Source organism: Sphingomonas sp. NPDC092440 (genome assembly GCF_044754985.1).
GTDB lineage: Bacteria > Pseudomonadota > Alphaproteobacteria > Sphingomonadales > Sphingomonadaceae > Sphingomonas.
Map to the genome: position 1 here is coordinate 77,625 of NZ_JBIVQA010000011.1, position 25,224 is coordinate 102,848.

Annotated in this window: 16 protein-coding genes; 6 read left to right on the forward strand and 10 right to left on the reverse strand. The window is 69.0% G+C overall.

The features are described 5' to 3' along the window. Positions 1–36 precede the first annotated feature (36 nt). The gene (locus ACIQCS_RS17940; protein ID WP_345847326.1) at positions 37–2,853 is read left to right on the forward strand and encodes a TonB-dependent receptor domain-containing protein; all 2,817 of its coding nucleotides are present in this window, start codon (positions 37–39) and stop codon (positions 2,851–2,853) included. Positions 2,854–2,863: 10 nt separating this feature from the next. Further along, positions 2,864–4,438 (forward strand): amidohydrolase family protein, encoded by a 1,575-nt coding sequence (locus ACIQCS_RS17945; RefSeq protein ID WP_345847325.1) that lies wholly within the window; start codon positions 2,864–2,866, stop codon positions 4,436–4,438. Positions 4,439–4,471: 33 nt separating this feature from the next. On the opposite strand, the gene ACIQCS_RS17950 is transcribed toward ACIQCS_RS17945, so the two are convergent. The 3 genes from ACIQCS_RS17950 to ACIQCS_RS17960 form a co-directional block, all read right to left on the reverse strand. Further along, the gene (locus tag ACIQCS_RS17950; protein ID WP_345847323.1) at positions 4,472–5,254 is read right to left on the reverse strand and encodes a DeoR/GlpR family DNA-binding transcription regulator; all 783 of its coding nucleotides are present in this window, start codon (positions 5,252–5,254) and stop codon (positions 4,472–4,474) included. A gap of 69 nt (positions 5,255–5,323) precedes the next feature. Beyond that, the gene (rhaI, locus tag ACIQCS_RS17955) at positions 5,324–6,619 is read right to left on the reverse strand and encodes an L-rhamnose catabolism isomerase (protein ID WP_345847321.1); all 1,296 of its coding nucleotides are present in this window, start codon (positions 6,617–6,619) and stop codon (positions 5,324–5,326) included. Positions 6,620–6,634: 15 nt separating this feature from the next. Then, complete coding sequence (locus ACIQCS_RS17960) at positions 6,635–8,752, reverse strand: bifunctional rhamnulose-1-phosphate aldolase/short-chain dehydrogenase (protein ID WP_401531429.1); 2,118 nt, start codon at positions 8,750–8,752, stop codon at positions 6,635–6,637. 113 nt (positions 8,753–8,865) lie between these two features. Between ACIQCS_RS17960 and ACIQCS_RS17965 the strand changes: the two genes are divergently transcribed. Genes ACIQCS_RS17965 through ACIQCS_RS17980 form a run of 4 tightly spaced genes read left to right on the forward strand, consistent with a single transcriptional unit; the run spans position 8,866 to position 13,245 of the window. Next, on the forward strand, positions 8,866–10,299 hold the full coding sequence (locus ACIQCS_RS17965) for a carbohydrate kinase (RefSeq protein ID WP_345847317.1): 1,434 nt from the start codon (positions 8,866–8,868) through the stop codon (positions 10,297–10,299). Beyond that, on the forward strand, positions 10,296–11,444 hold the full coding sequence (lldD, locus tag ACIQCS_RS17970; protein WP_345847316.1) for an FMN-dependent L-lactate dehydrogenase LldD: 1,149 nt from the start codon (positions 10,296–10,298) through the stop codon (positions 11,442–11,444). Before ACIQCS_RS17965 ends, lldD begins: the two co-directional genes overlap by 4 nt. Before the next feature lie 2 nt (positions 11,445–11,446). After that, positions 11,447–12,505: an L-rhamnose/proton symporter RhaT gene (gene rhaT / locus ACIQCS_RS17975; RefSeq protein ID WP_345847315.1), complete on the forward strand. Its 1,059-nt coding sequence runs from the start codon at positions 11,447–11,449 to the stop codon at positions 12,503–12,505. Then, the gene (locus ACIQCS_RS17980; RefSeq protein ID WP_345847313.1) at positions 12,502–13,245 is read left to right on the forward strand and encodes a triose-phosphate isomerase family protein; all 744 of its coding nucleotides are present in this window, start codon (positions 12,502–12,504) and stop codon (positions 13,243–13,245) included. Before rhaT ends, ACIQCS_RS17980 begins: the two co-directional genes overlap by 4 nt. 228 nt (positions 13,246–13,473) lie before the next feature. Here ACIQCS_RS17980 and ACIQCS_RS17985 read toward each other — a convergent pair whose 3' ends face one another. The 7 genes from ACIQCS_RS17985 to ACIQCS_RS18015 are packed head-to-tail and all read right to left on the reverse strand — an operon-like array spanning position 13,474 to position 25,206. After that, positions 13,474–16,023 carry a glycoside hydrolase family 3 protein gene (locus ACIQCS_RS17985; RefSeq protein WP_345847312.1) on the reverse strand — a complete coding sequence of 850 codons (2,550 nt, stop codon included), beginning with the start codon at positions 16,021–16,023 and terminating at the stop codon, positions 13,474–13,476. After that, a complete protein-coding gene (locus tag ACIQCS_RS17990) occupies positions 16,023–16,334 on the reverse strand; it encodes a hypothetical protein (protein WP_345847310.1) in 312 nt (103 codons plus the stop codon). The genes ACIQCS_RS17985 and ACIQCS_RS17990 overlap by 1 nt, the downstream gene beginning before the upstream one ends. 5 nt (positions 16,335–16,339) lie before the next feature. Further along, complete coding sequence (locus ACIQCS_RS17995; RefSeq protein WP_345847309.1) at positions 16,340–17,992, reverse strand: AMP-binding protein; 1,653 nt, start codon at positions 17,990–17,992, stop codon at positions 16,340–16,342. Then, positions 17,989–19,590 (reverse strand): tannase/feruloyl esterase family alpha/beta hydrolase, encoded by a 1,602-nt coding sequence (locus ACIQCS_RS18000; RefSeq protein ID WP_345847308.1) that lies wholly within the window; start codon positions 19,588–19,590, stop codon positions 17,989–17,991. Before ACIQCS_RS18000 ends, ACIQCS_RS17995 begins: the two co-directional genes overlap by 4 nt. Then, positions 19,587–20,462 (reverse strand): alpha/beta hydrolase, encoded by an 876-nt coding sequence (locus ACIQCS_RS18005; protein WP_345847307.1) that lies wholly within the window; start codon positions 20,460–20,462, stop codon positions 19,587–19,589. The genes ACIQCS_RS18000 and ACIQCS_RS18005 overlap by 4 nt, the downstream gene beginning before the upstream one ends. Before the next feature lie 8 nt (positions 20,463–20,470). After that, complete coding sequence (locus tag ACIQCS_RS18010; protein ID WP_345847305.1) at positions 20,471–21,964, reverse strand: carboxylesterase family protein; 1,494 nt, start codon at positions 21,962–21,964, stop codon at positions 20,471–20,473. Further along, positions 21,961–25,206, reverse strand: coding sequence for a family 78 glycoside hydrolase catalytic domain (locus ACIQCS_RS18015; protein ID WP_345847303.1), 3,246 nt, complete (start codon positions 25,204–25,206; stop codon positions 21,961–21,963). Before ACIQCS_RS18015 ends, ACIQCS_RS18010 begins: the two co-directional genes overlap by 4 nt. Positions 25,207–25,224 lie beyond the last annotated feature (18 nt).

Here is a 25,224-nt window from a genome sequence, read left to right on the forward strand (position 1 = left end):
TCATCGCTCGACTACACCGAGGAAGGGGAAGAAATCATGACAAGATCGACGAGGGCCGCCTCTTTGTCCGCGCTGGCGATCGCGCTGCTCTGGACCGGCGCGGCACAGGCGCAGGACGCGCAGAATGCCGAGCCGGCAGCCGAGGCGCCGCAGACGGAGATCACCGTCACCGGCACGCGCATCCAGCGCAACGGCTATCAGGCGCCGACGCCGCTCACCGTGATCAACGCGGAGGACATGGCGGCGAGCGCGCCCGCCAATGTCGCCGACTATGTCAACGAGATCCCGTCGCTGGTCGGCAGCGTGACGCCGGCCAATTCCAACCTCAACATCTCGGCCGGCACGGCGGGCGTCAACGCGCTCAACCTGCGCGCGCTCGGCACCGCGCGCACCCTTGTGTTGCTGGACGGCCAGCGCTCGGTGGGGTCGACCGTCGGGGGCCTGGTCGACGTCAACACCTTTCCGCAGGGCCTGATCAAGAGCGTCGAGATCGTCACCGGCGGCGCCTCGGCCGCCTATGGTTCGGACGCGGTGTCGGGCGTGGTCAACTTCATCCTCGACAAGGAATATACCGGCCTCAAGGGCACGGTCGAATATGGCATCTCCACGTATGGCGATGCGCCCAACTACCGCGCGACGCTGACCGCCGGCACCGGCTTCGCCGGCGGGCGCGGCCATGTCCTGCTCAACGGCGAGATCGCGGTGAAGGAGGGGCTGCACGGCGTCCCGCGCGACTGGAACAACCGCGGCTGGTACATGATCAACAACCCCGCCTATGTGGCGGGGAACGGCCAGCCCGAGCGCCTCGTCGTGTCCGGGGCGGGCCTCAGCCAGGCGACGCGGGGCGGCATCATCCTCAACACCGCGCTGCGCGGCACCCAGTTCGGCTATGGCGGCGCGGCCAGCCAGTATAATTTCGGCACCAATCGCGATCCCTGGCAGATCGGCGGCGACTGGCAGTCGACCCAGGTCAACGGCTTCCAGTCGCTCGATCCGGAGGAGAACCGCAAGAGCCTGTTCGGGCGGGTGAGCTTCGAAGTGGCCGACTGGCTGAACCTGTTCGGCCAGGCCGCCTATGCCAAGTCGCAGAATCTCGGCTGGCTCGGCGTGCAGCTGAACCAGGCGAACGTCACGATCCGTTCGGACAATGCCTATATCCCGGCCTCGGTGCGTGCCCAGCTGGGCGGGATCACCAGCTTCACGCTCGGCACCAGCAATGCCGACCTGCCGATCCGCAAGAATGATACCGAGCGCGAGCTGCAGCGCTATGTCGTCGGCGCCAATGGCAGCTTCCCGCTGTTCGCCGGCACTGCGCGCTGGGACGTCTATTACCAGAAGGGCGTCAGCCGCACGCGCGAGATGGCGCGCGACATCACCAACAATGCCCGGCTCGCGCTGGCGCAGGACGCGGTGTTCGCGCCGGCGGGCAATGCGATCGGCGTGCCGGCGGGCACGATCGTGTGCCGCTCGACGCTGACCGCGCCCACCAATGGCTGCGTGCCGCTGAATCGCCTCGGTATCGGCGTCGCCAGCCCCGAAGCGCTCGCCTATGTCCTCGGCAATCCGTATCGCAGGCAAAAATTCGAGCAGGATGTGGTCGCCGCGAACCTGGCGTTCGACGCGTTTTCGCTGCCGGCCGGCCCGGTCTCCGTCTCGGTCGGCGGCGAGCATCGCCGCGAGAAAGTGAGCGGCTTCGTGCCGGCCGAATATCAGTCCGGCTGGTTCGTCGGGAACTTCCTGCCCAGCTTCGGCCAGTACAGCGTGACCGAAGGCTATGTCGAACTCGCGGTGCCGGTGATCAAGGGGCTCGACCTCAACGGCGCGGTGCGCGGGACCGACTATTCGACTTCGGGCTATGTCACCACCTGGAAGGCGGGCCTGACTTTCCAGCCGATCCCCGACATCCGCTTCCGCGCCACCCGCTCGCGCGACATCCGCGCGCCGAACCTGGGCGAGCTGTTCACCGCCGGATCGACCCGCATCAACGTGCTGATCGATTCCTCGCAGAACAACGCCTCGGTCACCTTTGCCGGCACCACCCGCGGCAACGCGCTGCTCCAGCCCGAAAGGGCCGATCAATGGGGCGTCGGCGTGGTGCTGCAGCCGAGCTTCCTGCGCGGCTTTGCGATGTCGGTCGACTATTACAACATCAAGATCAACGGCGCGATCGGATCGGTCGCGGCCCAGACGATCGTCGATCGCTGCAACGAAGGCATCCAGGCCTTTTGCGCGGCCGTGGTGCGCGGGCCCAATGCCTTCGGCAACAGCCTGCAAGTGTATGAGAGCCCGTTCAATTTCGCGGTGCAGAAGGCGCAGGGCATCGATCTCGAGGCTTCATACCGGACCCGCGTCGGCCCCGGCAACTTCTCGCTGCGCGGCATGGCGACGCGCTACATCAAGAATTATTTCGACAACGGCATCGACGCGCCGACCGACACGGTGGGCCAGAACGCCCCCGGCGGCACCCCGAAATGGCTCTACCGCGCCCAGGCCAGCTATGACGTGGACGACTTCAACTTCACGCTGATCGGGCGCGGAGTGAGCGACGGCGTCTATGACAACAGCTTCGTCGAATGCACCAGCGGCTGCCCGACCTCCACGGTCACCCACCGCACGATCAACGACAACCGGATCAAGGGCGCCTTCTACCTCGACACCTCGATCACCCAGGGCTTCAAGATGGGAGGCAGGGACGTGCAGCTGTTCTTCAACGTCTCCAACCTGCTCGACAAGGATCCCCCCGTGGTGGCGCCGGGGCCGGCGGGCAGCGCCTATGCGACGCCGGCGACCAACCAGTCGATCTACGACCTGCTGGGGCGGACCTTCCGCATCGGCGCCCGGTTCAAGATGTAGGGGAGGGGAAATGAAGAGATTCACTCTGTCGGCCGTCGCACTCCTCGCCACGGCCTCCCCCGCGCTCGCCCAGGAGTATGACGTGCTGATCCGCGGCGGCACCGTGTACGACGGCAGCGGTGCGCCCGGCCGGCGCGCCGATGTCGCGATCCGCGACGATCGCATCGTCGCGGTGGGGACCATTCCCGCCACGGCGACCGCGAAGACCATGGTCGATGCGCGCGGCAGGATCGTCGCGCCGGGCTTCATCGATCCGCATTCGCACGCGGCGCCCAACATCCAGACGCCCGAACTCGCCGCCGCGCTGCCGATGCTGCACCAGGGCATCACCACGCTGTTCCTCAATCCCGATGGCGGCGGCCCGGCGGACCTGGCACCGCAGATCGCCGACCTAAGGACCAATATCCCCGGCGTGAACGTCGCCCCGATGATCGGGCACAATGCGGTGCGCGCGGCCGTGATGGGCAATGTCGATCGCCTCGCCACGCCCGAGGAGCAGGCGAAGATGGAGGGCCTCGTCACCGCGGCGATGCGGCTGGGCGCCCTGGGCCTGTCCGACGGGCCCTTCTACATCCCGGCCAAATATTCGAACACCGCCGAGATCGTTGGCCTCGCCAGGGCAGCCGCTGCCTTCCCGCACGCTTTCTACGAAAGCCATATCCGCGACGAGGGCAATTACGACATCGGCGTGGTCGCGGCAGTGGAGGAAGTGATCACCGTCGCGCGGGAGGCGAGGATCCCCGGCGTCGTCACGCATATCAAGGTGCTCGGCCCCCAGGTCTGGGGCAAGTCGGCCGAAGTGATCGCGCATATCGACAAGGCGCGTGCCGAGGGTGTGCAGGTCTGGGCCGATCAATATCCCTATACCGCATCCGGCTCGAGCCTGATGGCCTCGCTCGTCCCTGGCTGGGCGCAGGAAGGCGGGGCGGAAGTGCTGGCCAAGCGGCTGGAGGATCCGGCGATGCGCGCCCGTATCCGTGCCGAGATGGTCCCCAATCTCGCCCGCCGCGCCGGGCCGCACGCGATCCAGATCCGCGCCTACAAGGCCGATCCGTCGCTCGACGGCAAGCGGCTCGACGAGGTTGGCGCGATCCTGAAGCTGGATCCGCTCGATGCCGCGATCGAGATGCTGAAGAAGGGCGGGGCGCCCACCGTGTCGTTCAACATGAGCGACAAGGACGTCGAAGCGTTCATGCGGCAGCCCTGGACGATGACCTCCACCGATGGCGGCCTGCCGCCCTTCGGCCAGACGGCGGAGCATCCCCGTGCCTATGGCGCGTTTCCGCGCAAGCTGCGCAACTATGTGATCGACAAGCCGGTGATCTCGATGGCTCAGGCGATCCACGCCGCCACCGGCCTGCCGGCGCGGGTCTTCGCGATCCCCGATCGCGGGGCGCTGCGCGAGGGCGCCTTTGCCGATGTGATCGTCTTCGATCCGGCGACGGTGCGCGACATGGCGACCTATGCGAAGCCGCACGCCTATGCCCAGGGCATGGATTATGTCTTCGTCAACGGCCGCGCCGCGCTGGTGCGGGGCAAGCCGGTGCCGGAGCGGTTCGGCAGGGTGCTGCTGCGCACGCCCTGATCCCTTGTGCAGGGGCGGGACGGGTGCCCGGCCTCAGGCGATGATCAGCTTCACGCCCGCCTGCTCGATCATCCGCGCATGCGCATCGCCGATCGCCGCATCGGTCACGATCACGTCGAGCTCGTCGAGCCCGCAGACCACCGAGCCCGAAGGCGCGGCGAATTTGGAGCTGTCCACGAGCAGCGCCACCCATTCGGCGCGGTCGATCATCTGGCGCTCGGCGGCGGCGAGCACGACATCGGCCTGCATCACGCCCTGCGCGCCGACGAACGCCGCGCCCATGAACAGGCGCGGGGCATGGACGCGCGGCATGCATTCCTCGCCGCCGATGCCCAGGATGATGTTCTGCTCGCGGAACACCGATCCGCCGGGCACGGCGATGCGGGTGCCCGGCTGGGGCAGCAGCGCGCTCACCACATGGAGCGAGTTGGTGAGGACCTGGAGGTTGAGGCCGGCCAGGTGGCGGCACATCTGCAGCGTGGTCGAGCCGCCGTCGATGATGATCGATTCACCCGGCTGGCAGAGCGCGGCGGCGGCGCGGCCGATCGCTTCCTTCTGCTTGCGGTTGCGATCGATATTCTCGTGGAAGGGCACGCCGGCCAGCGACTGGACGTCGGTGCGCTCGCCCGCCTCGTCCTCCACCAGCCGCGCGCCGCCGCGCACGCGCTGGATCACGCCCTTGCCCTCCAGCCGGTCGAGATCGCGGCGCAGCGTGGCGGGCGAGGCCGGAACGCTCGCCTCCAGGCTCTTGAACGACACGAAGCCGGTTTTCCCGATCAGATCGAGGATCAGGCTATCGCGCTCTTCGACATGCATTTGCGGTAAGGCCCCAATATTCTTGAAGCCTTTCTGCCCGGCAAATCCGCCGGAATCAATCTTTTCCGCTCAAACGATGCCAGCGCCGAGCCCCACGGCCGTCCGCTCCTGCGCCTTGCGCGCCCGCCAGCCGCTGTCGCGATAGGCGATGATCGCATCGATCGCCCCGCCGGCCTCCATTCGCGCCATCGCCAGGATCGGCGACACATCGGTGCGATAGGCCTGTCGCAGCGTGAGGAAGGCCAGCATCGTGTCATTGGCCTGCTGCGCGGCGGCAAGCGCCTCGCGATCGACCAGGCTCGCCTTGGCGAAGGCGCCAGTGATCGCCTCGGCCGACGAGATCATGCTCTCGATGGGATCGGTGACGTTATGCGACTGGTCGATCATATACGCCGGATCGAACCCGTCGCGCGGGTTCAGCTCCGCCTCGATCAGTTCGTTGAACACCAGGAACAGCTGGTGCGGGTTGATCGATCCGCTGTCGAGATCGTCGTCGCCATATTTGCTGTCGTTGAAGTGGAAACCGCCCAGCTTGCCGAAGCGGTGGAGCCGGGCGACGATCTGTTCGATGTTCACGTTCGGCGCGTGATGGCCGAGATCGACCAGGCACTTGGCCTTGGGGCCCAGTTCCTGCGCGGCGAGAATCGACGAGCCCCAGTCCGAGATCACGGTGGAGTAGAAGGCCGGCTCGAACATCTTGTGCTCGAGCAGCATGCGCCAGTCGCCGGGCAGCGCGGCATAGACCTGGGCGGCCGCCTCCAGATAGCGGTCGAGCGACCGGGCGAGGTCCTGCTGGCCGGGGAAGTTGGTGCCGTCGCCCACCCAGACGGTCAGCGCGGACGAACCGAGCTGGCGGCCGATCTCGATGCACTCGATATTATGCTCCACCGCCTGGGCGCGCACGCCCGCATCGCCGGCCGAGAGGCTGCCGTCGCGATAGCTGAGCTTCTGGCCGGGCTGGTCCTGGAAGGTGTTCGAGTTGATCGCGTCGAAGCCCAGGCCGAGCGCCGCTGCCTCCTCGCGCAGCGCCGCATAGTCGCCCACCTTGTCCCAGGGGAAATGCGGGCTGACGCGCGGCGTGACGGTGGAGAGCTGGTGGATCACCGCGCAATCCGCCAGCTTCTCATGGATGGTCGTGGGTTCGCCGGCGATCGGGAACTTGGCGAAGCGGGTGCCGCCGCGGCCGGCACCCCAGCTCGGCACCGCGACCGAGAAGCCGGCCACGCGCGCCTTCACTGCATCGATGTCGATCCCGCGGCGCCCGAGCGCGCGGCCCAGGCTGTCATATTCGTCCCGCAGCGCCTCGACACGCGCCGTATTGTGGCTTTCGATCTGGTCGACCGAAAGCGGAAGTTCCTTCGCCATTGCGCCCTCTTGTTCTTATCGGGGGAACGCCTGGGCGTTCCCGGCATCCACATTGACGATGTTGCCCGTCGATTTGGAAGAGGCTTCGGAGGCGAAGAAATGCACTGCCTCCGCCACATCCTCGGGCAGCACGTCGCGCTTGAGCATCGATCGGTTGCGGTAATGCTCCTCCAGCTCCGATCCGGGATCGATGCCGTGCGCGCCCGCGCGTTCCTTGCGCCAGTCCCCATCCCAGATCCGCGAACCCTTGATCACCGCGTCCGGATTGACCGTGTTGACGCGGATGCCGTGGGGCGCGCCCTCCAGCGCCAGGCAGCGGGCAAGGTGCAGCGACGCCGCCTTGGCCGAGGCATAGGCGGAGGCGTTGACCGCGGCGGCCAGCGCGTTCTTCGAGCCGATGAACACGATCGCGCCGCCGCCGACCGCGCGCATCAGCGGAAAGGCGGCGCGGGCGCTGAGGAAATAGCCTTCGGTCAGCACGTCATAGTTGCGGCGCCACAGCGCGACGCTGGTCGCTTCCACCGAGGCGGAAGAGGCGATGCCGGCATTGGCGACCAGGATGTCGAGCCCGCCGAACTCGCGGGTGCACGCCTCGAACGCCGCGGCGACCTGCGCCTCGTCGGTGACGTCGCAGGTCTCGGCGCGCACTACGTCCTGGCCGAAGGCCTGGGCCATCTCGGCGCGGACCCGCTCGGCGGCGTCCGCGTCGCGATCGACCAGCATCACACAGGCGCCGTCCTGGAGCAGGCGCCGCACCGTCGCCGCGCCGATGCCCCCGGCACCGCCGCTCACCAGCGCGATGCGGCCGACCAGCGGCTTGGGCTTGGGCATGCGCTGGAGCTTGGCTTCCTCGAGCGCCCAATATTCGATGCCGTACGCTTCCTTCTCGGGCAGGCCGACATAGTCGCCGATCGCCTCGGCGCCGCGCATCACGTTGATCGCATTGCCATAGAACTCGCCGGCCAGGCGCGCGGTGGTCTTGTCGGCGGCGAAGGTGATGCGGCCGATGCCGGGGATCAGCACCACCACCGGATTGGGATCGCGCATCGCCGGATCGCCGGGCTCGGCGCAGCGCTGGTAATAGGCGGCATAGCCCTGGCGATAGGCCTCGAGCGCATCCGCCAGATAGGCCTCGTCGTCGAGCCGCGCGGGATCGAGCGTGAGCGGCGCGATCTTGGTGCGCAGGAAGTGATCGGGGCACGAGGTGCCGATCGCGGCCAGCCGGGCGAAATCGCGGCTGCCGGCGAACTCCAGCGTCTCCGGATCGTCGGAGAAATGGCCGATCTTGCCGCGCGCGCCGCGCATCAGGCCGCGCAGCCGGGGCATGAGCGCGGCGGCGATGACGGCGCGGTCATCGGCGGCAAGGGGCGGGGCCACTTCACCGCCGAACGCCGGACCCTGAGCCAGGCGTTCGTTGAGATAGGCGGCGGCGTCCGCGATCAGCGCGATCGTGTTGTCGTAACAGGCTTTGGCGGTGTCGCCCCAGCAGATGATGCCATGGCCCTCCAGCATCACCCCGCGCAGGCCGGGCTGTTCGGACGCGAGCTTGCGGAGCTGCAGGCCGAGCTCGAATCCCGGGCGCTTCCAGGGCAGCCAGCCCACCGCGCCGCCCCAGATCGCATCGGTCGCCGCCTTGCCCGCGCTCGACGCGGCCAGCGCGATGATCGCGTCGGGATGGACGTGATCGACGTGCGCATAGGGCAGATAGCCGTGCAGCGGCGTATCGATCGAGGCCGCTCGCGCGTTCAGGTTGAACGTGCAGTGCGGCAGGTACGCGACCATCTCGTCCTCGAACGTCACGCCGCGATAGCGCGACTCGAGCCCGAGCAGCTTGTCGAGATAGAGCGTGGCGAAGCCGTCGAGCTTCATCGAGCCGATATCACCGCCCGAGCCCTTCACCCACAGCACCGTCGCCGGCGCGCCGGTGAGCGGATCGGCCATCTCGATCTTCGCCGAAGTGTTGCCGCCGCCGAAATTGGTGACGGTCAGATCCGAACCCAACAGGTTCGAGCGGTAGAGCAGCAGGCCCTCCGGCGACATGCCGGCAGCCTCCGCATCCGACCAGCGGTTACGCGGCACGGCGAACGGAATGGCGGTCACGCCCCGGCGCACCCTTGTCTTGTCTTCAAGCATCCGGAATTACTCTCCCCCAGCGCCCGGTACGGCGCGAGCTTCTCTATCAAGGTATCTAGCCAGATACAATCAACTTCGCTAAATATCAATCATAACAAAATGGGGAGGCAGCATTGGGTGATGGGCTGAGCGTGGTGCTCGATTTGGGTAAGACCTTGTCGAAGCTCAGTCTCTGGGACGCGTCGGGGACGATGCTGGCCCGGCGGACACGACCCAATGACCGGCCGATGGCGGTGCTGGGCGGCGAGAGCGTCCGCACGCTCGATGCGGCCGGCATCGAGGCCTGGGCAGAGGAAGGGCTGCGCGCGTTCGCGGGGATCGGGCGCGTGGCGCGGATCATTCCCGTCGGGCATGGCGCCGCGGCCGCGATCGTGCGCGACGGGATGCTGGCTGCACCGCCGCTCGATTATGAGCAGGCGATCCCGGCGGAATGCGCTGCCACCTATTGCAGCCAGCGCGATCCCTTTGCCCGCACCGGTTCGCCCGCGCTGCCGGACGGGCTCAACCTCGGGCTGCAGCTGCATTTCCTCGAGTCGCTCGATCCGGCGCTGCTGCAAGGCGACGCGACGATCCTGCCCTGGCCGCAATATTGGGCATGGCGATTCTCGGGCGTCGCGGCGTCCGAGGTGACGAGTCTGGGGTGCCATAGCGATCTCTGGTGTCCCGCCTCGGGCACGCCGTCGGCGCTGGCCGAGCGGCGTGGCTGGGCGGCCCGGCTCGCGCCGCTCCGCCATGCCGGCGAGGCGATCGGCACGATCAGCGCGGAATGGGCCCGGCGCACCGGCCTGCCCGCCGATGTCGCGGTGCATTGCGGATTGCACGATTCGAACGCAGCCCTGCTCGCGGCACGGGGCTTTGCCGATATCGCGGAACAGGAGGCCACGGTGCTGTCGACCGGCACCTGGTTCGTCGCGATGCGAACGCCGGGCAAGGGCGCGCGCGTCGACCTGGCGGGCCTGCCCGAGGCGCGCGACTGCCTGGTGAATGTCGACGCCCATGGCACTCCGATTCCTTCGGCCCGGTTCATGGGTGGGCGCGAGATCGAGCTGCTGACCGGGATCGACACGCGGCGCGTCGACATCAATCCCGATCAGCCGGCGATCATCGCGGCGCTCCCCGGTGTCGTCGCGGGCGGTGCGATGGTGCTGCCGACGCTGACTCCCGGCGTGGGGCCGTTCCCCGGCGGCGCGATGCGCTGGATCAACCGGCCGGGCGAATCGATGGGGCTGCGCGCGGCGGTGTGCCTCTATGCGGCGCTCGTGGCCGATGCGATGCTCGACCTGATCGGGACGCGCGAACGCGTGCTGGTCGAGGGACGGTTCGGCGAGGCCCAGGCCTTTGTCCGCACGCTCGCCACGCTGCGGCCGGACCTGCACGTCTTCGTCTCCAACGAGCATAACGACGTATCCTATGGAGCATTGCGCCTGATCGATCCGGCACTGGCACCGCCCTCGGCGCTCATCCGGGTGGAGCCGCTCGATTGCGATCTCGCCGGCTATGCGGCCCGCTGGCGGGCCCTGGCCGCCGGCAGCAGCGAGGCGGCATGAAGGCGGCGTCGATCTCCGATTATCGCGAGCTGGCGCGGCGCCGGCTGCCGCGCTTCCTGTTCGAATATATCGATGGCGGTTCCTATGCCGAAGTGACGCTGGGCCGGAACGTCGCCGATCTCGAGGCCGTGGCGCTGCGGCAGCGGGTGCTGCGCGACATTTCGGACATCGACCTGTCGACGAGCCTGTTCGGGCAAAGGCTGGCGATGCCGGTGGCGCTCGGGCCGGTGGGGTTGGCGGGGCTCAACGCGCGGCGCGGCGAAGTGCAGGCGGCGCGGGCGGCGGAGGCGGCCGGGGTGCCCTTCACGCTGTCGACCGTCTCGGCCTGCCCGCTCGCCGAAGTGGCGGGGGCGGTGGGTACGCCACCCTGGTTCCAGCTCTACATGATTCGCGACCGCGGCTTCATGATCGACCTGATGCAGCAGGCGGGCGCGGCGGGCTGCCCGGTGCTGGTCTTCACCGTCGACATGCCGGTGCCGGGCACGCGCTATCGCGACTATCGCTCCGGGCTGGCCGGCGCGCCGGGCCTGGGCGGATCGCTGCGACGATTCGGCCAGGCGCTGGCGCATCCGCGCTGGGCCTGGGACGTGGGCCTGTGGGGGCGGCCGCACCATCTCGGCAATGTCGCGCCGGTGCTGGCGGGCAAGACCGGGCTCAACGACTTCTTCGCCTGGATGCGCGACAATTTCGACCCCGCGATCGGCTGGGACGAGCTGGATTTCGTGCGCAAGCACTGGAACGGGCCGATCCTGCTCAAGGGGATCCTGGATCCCGAAGACGCCCGCGAGGCGGCGGCGCGGGGGGTGGATGGCGTGATCGTCTCCAACCATGGCGGCCGCCAGCTCGACGGGGTGCCCTCGACCGCCCGCGCGCTGCCGGCGATCGCCGATGCGGTGGGCGACCGGCTGACGCTGCTGGCGGACGGCGGGGTCCGATCGGGGCTCGACGTGGTGCGGATGCTCGCGCTGGGCGCCCGGGGCGTGCTGCTCGGCCGCGCCTGGGCCTGGGCGCTGGGTGGCGGGGGGCAGGCCGGCGTGGCGCATGTGCTGGCGCTGCTGGCCGCCGAGATGCGCGTCGCCATGGGGCTGACCGGCGTGACGCGCATCGACCAGATCAACGAAAAGATACTCGCGGGGAGGGAATGAGCATGGGCGGAAATCCGCTGATTGGCGTTTTGTTTCACTGGCTTGGCGGGCTTTCCTCCGCCAGTTTCTATGTTCCCTATCGCCGTATTCGGGCCTGGTCCTGGGAGATATTCTGGCTGGTCGGCGGCGTATTCTCCTGGCTGATCGCGCCCTGGCTGTTCGCTTCGATCCAGACGCACGACCTGCTCGGCGTGCTGGCGCGGACGCCGAGCAGCACCTGGTTCTGGTGCTGGTTCTGGGGCGCGATGTGGGGCTTTGGCGGGCTCACCTTCGGGCTGACCATGCGCTATCTCGGCCTGTCGCTCGGCATGGCCGTCGCCCTTGGGCTGACCACCGTGATCGGGACGATGGGGCCGCCGATCTTCCACGGCACGCTGGGGCAACTCGCGGAGACCTCGAGCGGGCAGATGACCTTTTTCGGCATCGTCATCACGCTTGCCGGCATCCTGGTGGTCGCCGCCGCCGGGCGCCGCAAGGAGCGCGAGATGGCGGGCGCGGCGGCGCGCCAGAGCGTGAGCGAGTTCAATCTGCCCAAGGGGCTCGCCATCGCGGTGTTCTCCGGCATCATGTCGGGCTGCTTCGCCTGGGGGCTCGACGCCGGCGCGCCGATCCGTGCGGCCACGGTGGCGGCGGGGACCGATCCGTTGTGGCAGGGCCTGCCGGTGCTGTGCGTCGTGCTGCTCGGCGGCTTCACCACCAATTTCGTCTGGTGCGGCTGGCTGATCCTGCGCAACCGGTCGGCCGGGCAGATCGTCGGCGCTGCCGTTTCGGGCGAGAAGCCGCCGCTGCTGCGCAACTATCTCCTGGCCGCGCTGGGGGGCACGCTCTGGTACTTCCAGTTCTTCTTCTACACGATGGGCGAGAGCCAGATGGGGAAATATGGCTTCTCCTCCTGGACGCTGCACATGGCGAGCATCATCCTGTTCTCCACGCTCTGGGGCTTCGCGCTCAAGGAATGGGCGGGGGTGCGGCTGGGCACGCGCGCGCTGGTGTGGACCGGCATCGGCGCGCTGCTGCTGTCCACCGTGGTGATCGGCGTCGGCAACTATCTCGCGGCATGACCAGCGTGACGGGGCGCCCGCTGATCCTGGGCAATTGGAAGATGCACGGCACGGGCTCCGACCTGGCCGAGATCGCGCGAATCGACGCCGCCGTGCATGCGCTCGGCGTCGAGGCCGGGCTGATGCTGCCGACGACGCTGATCGAGCGCGCGGCACGCCGGGTGCGGGCCGTCGCGATCGGTGGGCAGGATTGCCACGCCGTGGCCGAAGGCGCGCATACCGGCGGCGTCTCGGCGGCGATGCTGCGCGACAGCGGTGCGACAACGGTGCTGGTCGGGCACAGCGAGACTCGTGCCGACGATACCACCAGCGTGGCGGCCAAGGCGCATGCCGCGCAGGCGGCCGGGCTGGCGGTGGTGATCTGCGTCGGCGAATGGGAGCGTTCGGCCGATGCGCGGGCGCTGGTGGCGGCGCAGCTCCGCGCCTCGCTGCCGCCTGGGCTCGACTGGTCGCGTGCCGCCATCGCCTATGAGCCGGTCTGGTGCATCGGCGGGAGCGCAGTGCCGGACGCGGCGCATCTCGCCCGCATCTTCGAGATGCTGCGCATCGAGGCGGGCGCGGCGCGGCTGCTCTATGGCGGCGCGGTCGACGGCGGCAATGCGGCGGAACTGCTGGCCCTGCCCGGGATCGACGGGCTGCTCGTCGGCCGGGCCAGCCGATCGGCCGCCGACTTCGTGCCGGTGCTGGCGGCGGCGGCGGGGGTTCTCCCTCCGGGGGAGGAATGTGGGCAGCGTCTGTGACGGAGTAGCTGCCCTTCGCCTGGAAGCTCGCATCTCCTCCGTCACCCACGCTTTCGCAGGGATAACGGGGTAGGTTGATTGAGGCGCGACCCCAGATCGCCGACGGAGCAGCGGAAGCGACACCAAACATCGCAAGAACCGCACGACACCAAAATAGCCGTCACCCCGGCCCCTTCGACCGCCCGGCTCGCGGACGACCGAAGGGGCCGGGGTGACGAAGTTGGTGGGTCAATCGATCGGCTTGGTCGCAGTGACGCGGATGTCCTTCTTCAGCCGGATATCGTCCGAGGCGCTGCCGACGAGCAGCTGATAGGCCCCGGCGCGCGCCACCCAGTGATGGGTCGCCGCATCCCAATAGCCGAACGCCCGCGGATCGAGGCTCAGCTCGACCGTGCGGCTCTCGCCCGGCGCCAAGGCCAGCTTGGCGAAGGCGGCGAGCTGCTTGATCGGCTCCTCGGGCGTGCGATCGGCCCGCGCGACATAGAGCTGGACGACTTCCTTGCCGGCCAGCTTGCCCGTGTTGCGGAGCGACAGGCGGACCTTGGCCGCCGCACCGGGCGCGATCGTCGCGGGAGCGGAGAGGCCGGCATAGCCGAAGCTGGTATAGGACAGGCCATGGCCGAAGGCGAAGAGCGGCGCCACGCCGCGCGCCTCATAGCCGCGATAGCCGACCAGCAGCCCTTCGGCATATTGGGTCTTCATGTCGGTCAGCCGCACCGGATCATCGGCGCTGCGCAGCGGGAAGGTCACCGGCAGCTTGCCCGATGGATTGACCTTGCCGGTCAGGACACCGGCAAGCGCCGCCGCGCCTTCCTGGCCGGGCAGCCACATGCCGACGATTCCCGGCACGTCCTTCGCCCAGGGCATGGTCATCGCCGCGCCCGCATTGATCACCACCACGGTCGACGGATTGGCCGCCGCCACCGCCGCGATCAGCTTGTTCTGGTCGCCGGGCAGGTCGAAATCGGCGCGGTCATAGCCTTCGCCCTCGGTGAGCGAGGCGGAGCCGCCGACCACGATCGCCGCATCGGCGCGCTTCGCCGCGGCGATTGCCGCGTCGAAATCGGGCCGGGGCAGGCGCACGCCGAACTTGAGCGCCTCATAGGGCGTCTGGCCGGTCACATAGTCGAGCTGGATCGGATAGGCCCTGCCGCCCTCGAGCTGGACCTGGACGGTCCGCTGGGGAACGGGGAAGCCGATCACGTCGCGATTGTCGGGCTTTGCCGGCGTCGCCTTGTCGAGGATCGTCTTGCCGTCGAGCGTCAGCACGCCCGTGCCGGTGCCGCGCACGCTGAACTCATAGGTGCCGGTGGCCGGCGCGCGCAGCACGCCCGCCCAGCGCATCGACGCATAGCCGATCACCTTGGCGCTCGCGATATTGGCGCTGATCCGCTTGGTGAAATCGGTGGCGCGCTCGCGCTTCACCGGATCGCCGCTGAAATCGGCGCTGGCGTAGTAGGTCGCGGCCAGGCCGGTCTCGCTGCTGTCCGCCGCGGGGCTGAACAGCGCGGGTGCGGCGGTGGGCGGCGTCTCCTCGCTGTCGACGCCCTTCTCGTGGATCACCTCGACGCCAGGCAGCGCGGCGCGGATCGCCTCGAGCGGCGTCACCAGCTTGTCGAACGGTGCCACCGCCGAGCTGCCGCCACCCTGGATGCGGGCGATATCGGCATTGGGGCCGATCACCGCCAGCGTCTTGATGCCGGGTTTCAGCGGCAGCACGCCGGCATTCTTGAGCAGCACGATCGCTTCCTCGGCCGCCGCGCGGGCAGCCGCCCGGTGGCGCTCGCCGCCGATCTCGCCCTTGGGCTGCGGCCCGTCGAGCGCGCCGCTGCGGACGATCAGGCGCACGATGCGCCGGGCATTGTCGTCGAGCTGCGCCTCGCTCACTTCGCCCGCGTGGACCGCGGCGAGCAGCTTGGCACCGAAATGCTGGGCGGGGCCGGGCATCTCCAGGTCGAGCCCGGCATTGGCCGCGGGCGCGGTGCTGTGCGTCGCGCCCCAGTCGGAGACGACGAAGCCCTTGTAGTTCCATTCCTTCTTGAGCAGATCGGTGAGCAGCCAGCGATTCTCGCTCGCATAGGTGCCGTTGACCTTGTTGTACGAAGCCATGACCGACCAGGGATCGGCCCGCTTCACCACCGTCTCGAAGGCGGGAAGATAGATTTCGTGCAACGTCCGCTCGTCGATGACGGAATCGACGAAGAAGCGGTTGGTCTCGTGGTTGTTCACCGCGAAATGCTTGATCGAGACGCCGATGCCCTTGCCCTGGACGCCGGCGACATAGCCGAGCCCCAGCTTGCCGGCGAGGAGCGGGTCTTCCGAATAGGTCTCGAAATTGCGGCCCCAGCGCGGGGTGCGGACGATGTTCACCGTCGGCGCGAGCAGCACCGCGGCGCCATAGCCGCGCGATTCCTCCGCGATCGCGGCGCCCACGGCCTTGGCGATCTCCGGATTCCAGGTCGCGGCGATGGCGACGCCGACCGGGAAGACAGTGGCGGGCTTGCCCTCGGGCGAGCGCACGCCGGTGGGGCCGTCGGTCACCTTGATCGCGGGGATGCCCAGCCGCGGGATCGCATGCAGCGTCATCGAGCTTTCGCCCGCGAGCAGCGACACCTTCTCCTCCAGTGTCAGCCGGTGCATCAGGTCTTCGACGCGCTGCTCGAGCGGCGCGCTCTTCTCACGATAGGTCATGCGTTCGTTCTGGGCCTGGGCGAGAGCGGGTGCGCTCGCAATCAACGCCGTCGCGGCGACGCAGGCAAGGAAATTGGCGCGAGTCATCATTTGATCGCGGCGAGATCGGTAGCGGTCTTGGCGAGGATCTCGTCGGTGAGCTTGCCGTCCGAATAGGCCTTGAGCTGGTTGAGGCTCAGCCCCTTGAACATGTCGTACTGCGGCAGGCCGATCAGGCCGGGCAGGTTCTTGTCGATCGCGGCCTTGCCCTGCGCGTCGGCCACGATCTCCTGGATCGGCGTGTCGAGCGTGAACTTCGGCGCGGCAGCCGGAGCGGCGGGCACGGGCGCCGGCGCGGTCTGGGCGAGGGCGGTGCCCGGCAGGGCGAGCAGCGCGGCGAGCAGCAGCTTGTTCATCATCATCTTCATCCTTGGCTGGTGGTTTCGAGATCCAGTTCGGCGATCATCGCCTCGCGGATCAGATATTTCTGGACCTTGCCGGTCACGGTGGTGGGGAAGGCGTCGACGAAGCGGACGTAGCGGGGCACCTTGTAATGGGCGATCCGGCCGCGGCAGAAGGCGCGGACCTCCTCCGCGTCGCCCGAGGCGCCGGCGCGCAGCCGGATCCAGGCGCAGAGCTCTTCCCCCATGCGCGCGTCGGGCACGCCGACCACCGCCACATCCTCCACCGCCGGATGACCGTAGAGGAACTCCTCGATCTCGCGCGGATAGATGTTCTCACCGCCGCGGATCACCATATCCTTCAATCGGCCGACGACATTGCCATAGCCCTCCGCGTCGATCACCGCGAGGTCGCCGGAATGCATCCAGCCCTCGGCATCGAGCACCGCCGCGGTCTTCTCCGGCTCGTCCCAATAGCCGAGCATCACCGAATAGCCGCGGGTGCACAGCTCGCCCGGCGTGCCGGTGGGCACGATGTCGCCGTCCTCGTCGACGATCTTGCATTCGAGATGCGGCTGGACCCGGCCGATCGAGCCGATGCGGCGCTCGAAGGGATCGTCCACTGCCGTCTGGAAGCTGACCGGGCTGGTCTCGGTCATGCCATAGGCGATGGTGACCTGGGGCATGTGCAGCCGTTCGTTCACGGCGCGCATCAGCGGCTCGGGGCAGACCGCGCCCGCCATCACGCCGGTGCGCAGCGAGGCGATGTCGAACCGTTCGAACTCCGGATGGGCGAGCACAGCGATGAACATGGTCGGCACGCCGTAGAGCGCCGTGCAGCGCTCGCGCGCGATCGCTGCCAGGGTCGCGCCCGGATCGAAGCCGGCGGCGGGATAGACCATCGTCGCGCCGTGGGTGAGCGCGGCGAGATTGCCCATCACCATGCCGAAGCAATGATAGAGCGGCACCGGGATGCAGACGCGGTCGCCGGGCTGGAGGCGCTGGGCCAGGCCGACGAAATAGCCGTTGTTGAGGATGTTGCGGTGGCTGAGCGTCGCGCCCTTGGGCTGGCCGGTGGTGCCGCTGGTGAACTGGATGTTGATCGCGTCGGTAGCGCGCAGCTCCGGGCCGATCGCCGCGAGCATCTGGCGGCTGGCATCGTCCGCATGGCCGGCGACCTGGTCGAAGGCGATCCAGCCGGGCCCGGTCGCGGCGCCGATGCAGAGGATGCGGCGGAGCGCGGGCAGGCCGGGCGCGATCTCGGCGACCATCGCGGCATAGTCGCTGGTCTTGAAGCGATCCATGAAGACCAGCGCGGCCAGGCCGACCTTGGCCATGGTGAAGCTGGCCTCGCTGGTGCGATAGGCGGGGTTGATCGTGACCAGGATCAGCCCGGCGCGCGCGGCGGCGAACTGGGTGAGCGTCCATTCGATGCAATTGGGCGCCCAGATGCCGATCCGCTCGCCCGGCTCCAGCCCGAGCGCGAGCAGCCCGGCGGCGACGGCATCGGCCCGCTCCAGCAGTTCGGCGAAGGTCCAGCGGATATCCTGCTCGACCGAGACCAGCGCTTCGCGCTCGCCCCAGCGGGCGGCGGCCAGCGCCAGCGCCGCGCCGATCGTATGCTCGATCAGCGGCGGCGCGTCGGCACCCCGGACGAGGCTGGCGGCCGGGCTCATCGCTTCGCGCCGGGCGCGACGCAGACGAAGTTAGCCGCTTCATCGGTCGAGCCCTTGCCCGTCCAGCGCGCGACCTTGGGATAGGCGCACAGGGGGCGGGTGCGGACCGGCTTGGCCGGGAAGCCGAGATAGCCGAACAGGTCATTGTCGTACTTGGTGGCGATCATCGTCTCGGGCGCGGGGCCGCCCTGGCGCCATTTGTCGATCGTGCCGAGCGTATCGAGCACATTCGGGCCGGGACCGGCCAGGCAGTGCGACATGCCGGGGACCATGAACAGGCGCACCGAATCCTTCGCTGCGGCGCCGGTGCGCTTCTGCACGGCCTGATAATAATCGATCGTGTTCTCGGGCGCGATCGCGGCGTCGTTCCAGCCATGATAGAGGATCAGCTTGCCGCCGCGCTTCAGGAACGGGCCGATGTCCGGATTGTCGCTGTCGAGCACCGGGGCGAGGCGCCGGGCCGCCGCATAGTCGCGCGCCAGGTCGAACGACGCGGGCTGCCATTCGGGATCCGAATAGACCATGTTGCGGAAGAACTCGCTGGCGAAGATGCCGTGCTGCGCCTTGGGGCCGGTGAGCCACAGGTCCCAGGCGCCGGGAACGGCTTCGGCCCCGGGCATATAGCCGGGGAAGAACTTCCTGCCCTTGGCGTCGACGGTGCCGCGATAGAGCGAGCGCGCCGCGCGCACCTGGCCGGCGGTGAGGCAGGAGGGGCCGTCGCCGGCCTTGCACTGGAGCGCGGCCGGATCGAAGCCGCACTGGCGCGGATCGTCGAGCACGCCGTCCTTCACGCCGTCCTTCGCATCGCACTGGGCGAGCGCGGCGTCCTGGAGCAGCTTGAGCTTCTCGTTGGGGATCAGCGTCTCGGGGCGGGCGAACACCGCGCGATCGGTGGCCATGAACGACGTCATCAGCCGGCTCCAGGCATTGGCCGGCGCGCCCGCGACGATCGCGTCATAATCCTCGGGATAGCGCTGCGCCTCCATCAGCGCCTCGCGGCCGCCGTCCGAACAGCCCTGGAAATAGGACGCCTTGGGCGCATTGCCGTAATAGGCGGCGATGACGGCCTTGCCGGTGCCGGAGGCGAGGTGGTTGGCGCGGTGGCCGAAATCCACGATCCGCTCAGGCTGGTGCAGCGCCCATTTGGCGTCGGTGTCGGCGGTGCCGACATGGCCCATGTCGGTGCCCACCGTGGCATAGCCCTTGCCCAGCGCGCCCTGCATGGTGAGCTGGGGGAGCAGCATCGAGCCGCCATAGCCGCCATTGCCGGCGCCGAGCAGCTTGCCGTTCCAGGCGGCGGGGGCGGGCAGCCACACCTCCACCTTGATCTCGGAGCGCGGCGTGGGCGCCAGCACCGCATAGACGCGGCAAAAGGCCGCCTGGGCGGGGAGGCCGGGCGTCCCCTCCTTGGTGTTGACCATGCCGCCCTTGGCGACTTCCTCGGCCTTCACGACCTTGCCGTCGGCCAGCGCCAGGCCGGCGAGCGCGGTGCAGGCGCCGCTGGGCGTGGTCGCGGCGAGGGGCTCGGGCGCGCCGCCCGAGACGAGCAGCGCGGTGGCGACGGCGCCCAGCGCGCCGAGATGGGCTATCCGGTTCATTTGTTGAGCAACCCCTTGGCCTGGAACCATTTCTGCGCATGCTCGGGCCAGGCGTCCGATGCCTTGCCGCTCTTGGTGATGCCGAAGCCATGGCCACCCTTGGGGAAGGTCACCAGCGTTGCGTCGGCACCCGCCGCCTTCCAGGCATCGACCAGCCGGCCGGCCTCGGGTCGCACGATGGGATCGTCCTCGGCGACCATCGCGAGCAGGGGTGGGGCCTTGGCCGGGACGGTCAGCGGATTGCCGACCAGGCCGGGATACATGGCGACGATGAAGTCCGGCCGGCTGGCGGGCTTGTTGCCCAGTACCGTCCACATCGTCACCGCGCCGCCGGCCGAGAAGCCCATCATGCCGACGCGGCCGGGCTTCACGCCATATTTCGCCGCATGGGCGCGGACATAGCGCATCGCTTCCTCGCCATCGGCGGTGGCGAGCGGGCGGAGCGGGACGATCGCAGCCTCGAGCGATTTGAAGTTCATCAGCCGGCGGAGCATCACCATGCCGAAATCGTCGCCGGTGGGCAGCAGGCGGTAGCGCAGCACAAAGGCAGTGATGCCCTGGCTGTTGAGCCACCGGGCGACGCCGTCGCCTTCATTGCCGATCGAGAGCAGATGGAAGCCGCCGCCCGGTGCGACGATCACCGCGGTGCCGTTGGCGATCTTCGGATCGGGCCGGAACACGGTGAGCGTCGGCTCGGAGACGTTGCGGGTGATCAGCCCATAGGGCTTCTTGTCGGCGGTAGTCTCCGCCTGCATCGGGCCCATCGAGCCCGGTGCACCATTCGGCCAGAGCCGGATCGTCTCCTGGGCATGGGCAGTGACGCTGCCGGCGAACAGCGCGAGCGGCGCCAGGATCCGGAAGAGGGTACGCATGGACTTCCTCATTTCTGCTTGGCCGCATCACGGGCGGCGGCGATTGCCGTTATCTCGGGCGTACCGGCGGTCGCGGTGGCGCTCCCGTCATTGCTAATCACTAGCATCCGTGCCCCGGGCAGGAACCGTGCCCAGCCCGGGTCACCAGTCCTGGCGAATTTCACCCAATGGTCCGCGACCAGGCTAGCGGTGGCCATGTCGGCGGGGCTGGGCTTGCCGCCGGCCGCGGCGAGATTGTCGAACTGATAGGGCACGTCGGTGGCGTGCGAGGCGCCGGCCAGCGTCGCGCGCTTCTCCTCGGCGACATAGCCGAAGCGATAGAGCCAGGTCGGGGCGTGCGCGGCCTGGCGCCTGGCGAGCGAGAAGGCGGGCTCGGTGAAGGTATAGTCGCTCGGGATGTGGCGGTCATAGGCCTCGGCCGAGCCATAGGCGGCGCGCACCGCATCGGCGCCGCTGCCCAGCTTCTCGGTCGCCTTGGCGACGAAGCCCTTCATGAACGGCGCGGGGATGAAGCCCAGCTCGTCGCTGTTCGAGCCGATGATCATGCGAATGCCCTGCGCCTTGCCGGCGGCGAGCAGCGCGTCGGTGTCGCCGGTGACGATCCGGCCGTCGGTCATCGGGCCGGAATAATGGGCCTCGTCGCCGTTGAGCAGGTTGATGCCGCCCTGCACCGTGTCGGCGGGCAGCGCGCGGAGTGCGGCGAGATCCCCGGCGCCCGCCCGGTTCGCGAAGGCCACGCCCTTGGCCTCTCCGGCCGCGAGATCGGGCCAGCTGTCGCGGCCGCCGCCCGAAGCGGCGATGGCCTTGGCGAACAGGCCCTTCGCGGCCGGCGAGACCATCAGCCGGCCGACCGACTCTCCGCCCGCGGACTCGCCGAAGAGCGTGACGTTCGCCGGATCGCCGCCGAACGCGGCGATGTTGCGCTTCACCCATTGCAGCGCGGCGAGCTGGTCCATCAGCGCCCAGTTGCCGGTGGGGCCGGCGCCGGCCTCCCCGGTCAACGCGGGATGGGCGAAGAAGCCGAACCGGCCGAGGCGATAGTTGAAGGTGACGACCACCACGCCGCGCGCGGCCAGGCGGGTGCCGTCGAGGATCGCGGCGCTGCCCGATCCCGTGGAGAAGCCGCCGCCATGGATATAGACCATCACCGGCAGCTTCGCCCCGGCGCGGGGCCGGGGTGTCCAGACGTTGAGGAACAGGCAGTCCTCGTTCATCGGCAGCGTGGTGTTGGCGAGGTCGCCGGGCATGCGCGCCTGGACGCAGTCATTGCCATAGCCGGTCGCGGCGCGGGCACCGGTCCAGGTCGGCGCCGGCATCGGCGCGTGCCAGCGCAGCGGGCCGACCGGGGCGGTGGCATAGGGGATGCCCTTGAAGCTGGTCACGCCTTCGGCGGTCGCGCCGCGCAGCGTGCCGGCCGGCGCGCGGACCTGCTGGGCCCGGGCGGCGCCGGCAAGCGTCAGGGACAGGGGGAGCAGGGACAGGGCGATCAGGCTAGTCTTCATTTCCGGCCCTCGGTGACGAAGGTGAAGCTGCCGGCGCCGGTGGTATAGACGGTCGCGGCATCGGTCTTGCGGAGCAGGGTCGCGCCTTCGGGCAGGGTGGTAGGCGCGCCGAAGCGAGTGGGCACCCAGATCTCGCCCACGGCGTTCATCGGCACGGTGGCGTTGAGAGTCAGGCGGCCATTCTCCACCTTCCATTCCGCCCGTGCCTCGCCCTGGGGCGTCGCCATGGTCGCCGCGGCCGCGGCCAGGCCCTGGGGAATCTCCGGGCGGATCAGCACGGTGCGATAGCCCGGCGCGCCGGGGCGCAGGCCGGCGAGGCGCTGGCGCATCCAGTCCGCGATCGAGCCGAAATAATGATGGTCGCGCGAGCGGGCGTTGAGGCCCCAGGATTCGAACATGGTCTTGTGGCCGCTCTTCAGCCAGAAGCCCCAGCTCGGCTCGTCGGTGCGCGTCGCCAGGCGATAGGCGAGGTCGGCATGGCCATAGTCGCTGAGGATCTCGAGCAGGTAGCGCGTGCCGAACACCCCGGCGCGCAAGCCGCGGGCGTCGACATCCTTCGCGATCGTGTCGGCAACCTTCTGTTCCATTCCTGCGGGCGCCATGCCGAAGGCGAGCGGCAGGATGTTCTGCGACTGGGTGGGGCCCTTGGTCACGCCCTTGTCGTCCAGGGTGCGGTACCAGCCGTTCGCCGCGTCCCAGTAGCGGGCGTTATAGGCGCGGCGGATATCGGCGGCGAGCGCGGCATAGCGGTCCGCATCCGCCCGGTTGCCGATCACCGCCGAGGATCTGGCCAGCAGGTCCGCCTCGTGAAAGAAATAGGCAGTGGTGATCGCGTCGATCCCGCCATTGTTGGTGGCGAAGATGTCGAGCGGGCCCGGGGCGCTCCACTCGCTCAGGCCGCGGTCGTGGCGATAGTCGGGCGCCTTGAAGACAGTGGCGGTATAATCGACCAGCCGCTTCTGCATGGCGTGCATGCGCGCCAGGATGCGGGTGTCGCCCTCGGTCTGGTAAAGTTCCCAGGGCAGGATCATCGCGGCGACGTCCCAGGGCGTGGACGGCCCCCAGACGAACGACCAGCCCGGCGTGCCCTCATAGCCGTAGAAGGGCGTCGCCGGCACGATCTCGGGCAGTTCGCCGCTGGGCGCCTGCGCATCGGGATAGTCGTTCAGCCATTTGGTCCAGACGCGGGCGATGCCCAGGCTGCGCGCGGCGGCGCCGGCCGAGGCCTGGGCGTCGCCGGTCCAGCCGTTCTTCTCATAGGTCGGCGTATCGGTCTGATAGCCGTGCATGTTGTTCAGGATGGTGCGGATCGCGGCCTGGTCGATCTCGTTCAGCAGCGGATCGGCGCTGGCGAAGCTGCCGGTGCGGGCGACGGCGCTATGGGCGACCTTGCCGGTGAGCGTCGCCAGGGTCGGCGTGCCGGGATAGCCGCGCAGCTCGACATAGCGGAAGCCGCGATAGCCGAAGCTCGGCTCCCAGTGCTCGGCTCCCGAGCCGGCGAGCGTGTAGCGATCGGTCTGCAGTTGCGCGTCGATCAGGCCCGAGGCGGGGACGACGATCCCGTCGTCGCCGATCCGTTCGCTGGCGACGAGGGAGATGGTGGTGCCGCGCGGTCCGCGGACGTCGAGCGCGGTCCAGCCGGAGAAAATGCGGCCGAAATCATAGACCCAGACTCCCGGCTTCACCTGGGTGAGCGAGGCAGGCGCGATTTGCTCGACCGGAGCGATCGGCTCGACATTGGCGGCCTGGAGGAAACCGCTGGGACCGTTCACTTGCCGGGCGGCGGTCCAGCCCTTGCCGGCGAAGCCCGGCTTGTCCCAGCCGGTGGGAAGCAGGCGCGCGTCATAGCGCTCGCCGCGATGGACGGAATCGTTGCGCGTGGGGCCGGAAACGGTCCGCCAGCTCGCGTCGGTGGCGACCGACTGGCGCGATCCGTCCGCGAAGGTGACTTCGAGCTGGGCCTTGAGCGCGGGCTCGCCATGCCAGGGGGCCTGATCGAAATACCATTCATTGGGATCGGTCAGCCCATACCAGCCGCGCCCGAGCTCGGCACCGAGGACATTCTGCCCGGTGCGGACGCGATCGGTCACGTCATAGGTCTGGTAGAGGACGCGCTTGTCATAGGCGGTGAAGCCGCTGGCCATCGCGCTGGCGCCGACCGTACCGCCATTGAGATGCAGCTTCGGCCAGCCCGCGCCCGCGACATAGAGGCGCGCCGCCGCGATCTTCCTGGCGGGCAGGACAAAGGCCTTGCGGACCAGCGGGGCGGGCGCTTCGATCGGCAGGACGATGTCGATGTTCGGAACGCCGGCGGCGACGGTGAGGCCGTCCGCTTCGACGGTGCCGCCGACAAAGGGATTGTCGTTGGCGGGAAAGCGCGTGGCGAAGGCCGGGCTGCCGGTGCCGGTGACGCTGACGGCGTGGATCGTCGCCGCCGCGGCTTCCCGCGACGAGAAGCCGATCGTGCCATGCGGCTGGCCGGTATCGGTGAGCAGGTCGACCTGCCTGCCGTCGATCGCGGTGGCGATGCTGTTGCCCTGTGCGGTGATCGTGACTCTGTGGCGCACGCCCTTCAGCGTGATGCCGGTGAGCGGCACGCGCTTGAGCTCGGTGAGCTTGACGCCCGAGCTGCTGCCGCCGGGATAATGGCGGACGCGGGCGATCAGCACCGGGCCGGCCTTTTCCTCGGCCAGGGTCCAGACATAGGCCTCGCCATAGGTCTTGCCCGCCGCGCGGGCGCGGAAGAGCAGGTCGACCGAGCTGCCGGTGAGCGTCAGGTCGCTCTCGAAGCGAAGGTCGCTCCAGTCATGATCGCGGCGTGCCGGGCCGGCGATCCAGCCGGCCGACCAGTCGGCCGGGGCGAGCAGGCCCATCTCCCACCAGCCGGGCCGGCTCCAGCCGCTCTCGCGGCCATCGGCATCCCAGGTCCTGACCTGCCACGCATAGCGGGTACGCGCGGCAAGGGCGGGGCCGGCATAGGGGATCTGCGCATTGTCGGGCGAAGCCACCTTGCCGCTGTCCCAGACGGGCTTGCCCGCGGCGGTGACACGGATCTGATAGGCCGCCTGGCGCTTCGCCGGGGAATGCCAGGCGAGGCGCGGGGCGGGTTCGTCGATGCCGAGCGCGGCATCGGCATATTCGACGGTAAGCCGGGTGGGTGCCGGACCGTCCTCCTGGGCGGACGCGGCCATGGCGGCGAGAAGCGCCATGGCCGCCGTACCTGAGACCAACAGGGTACGCATGGTCAGGACGGAAGACGG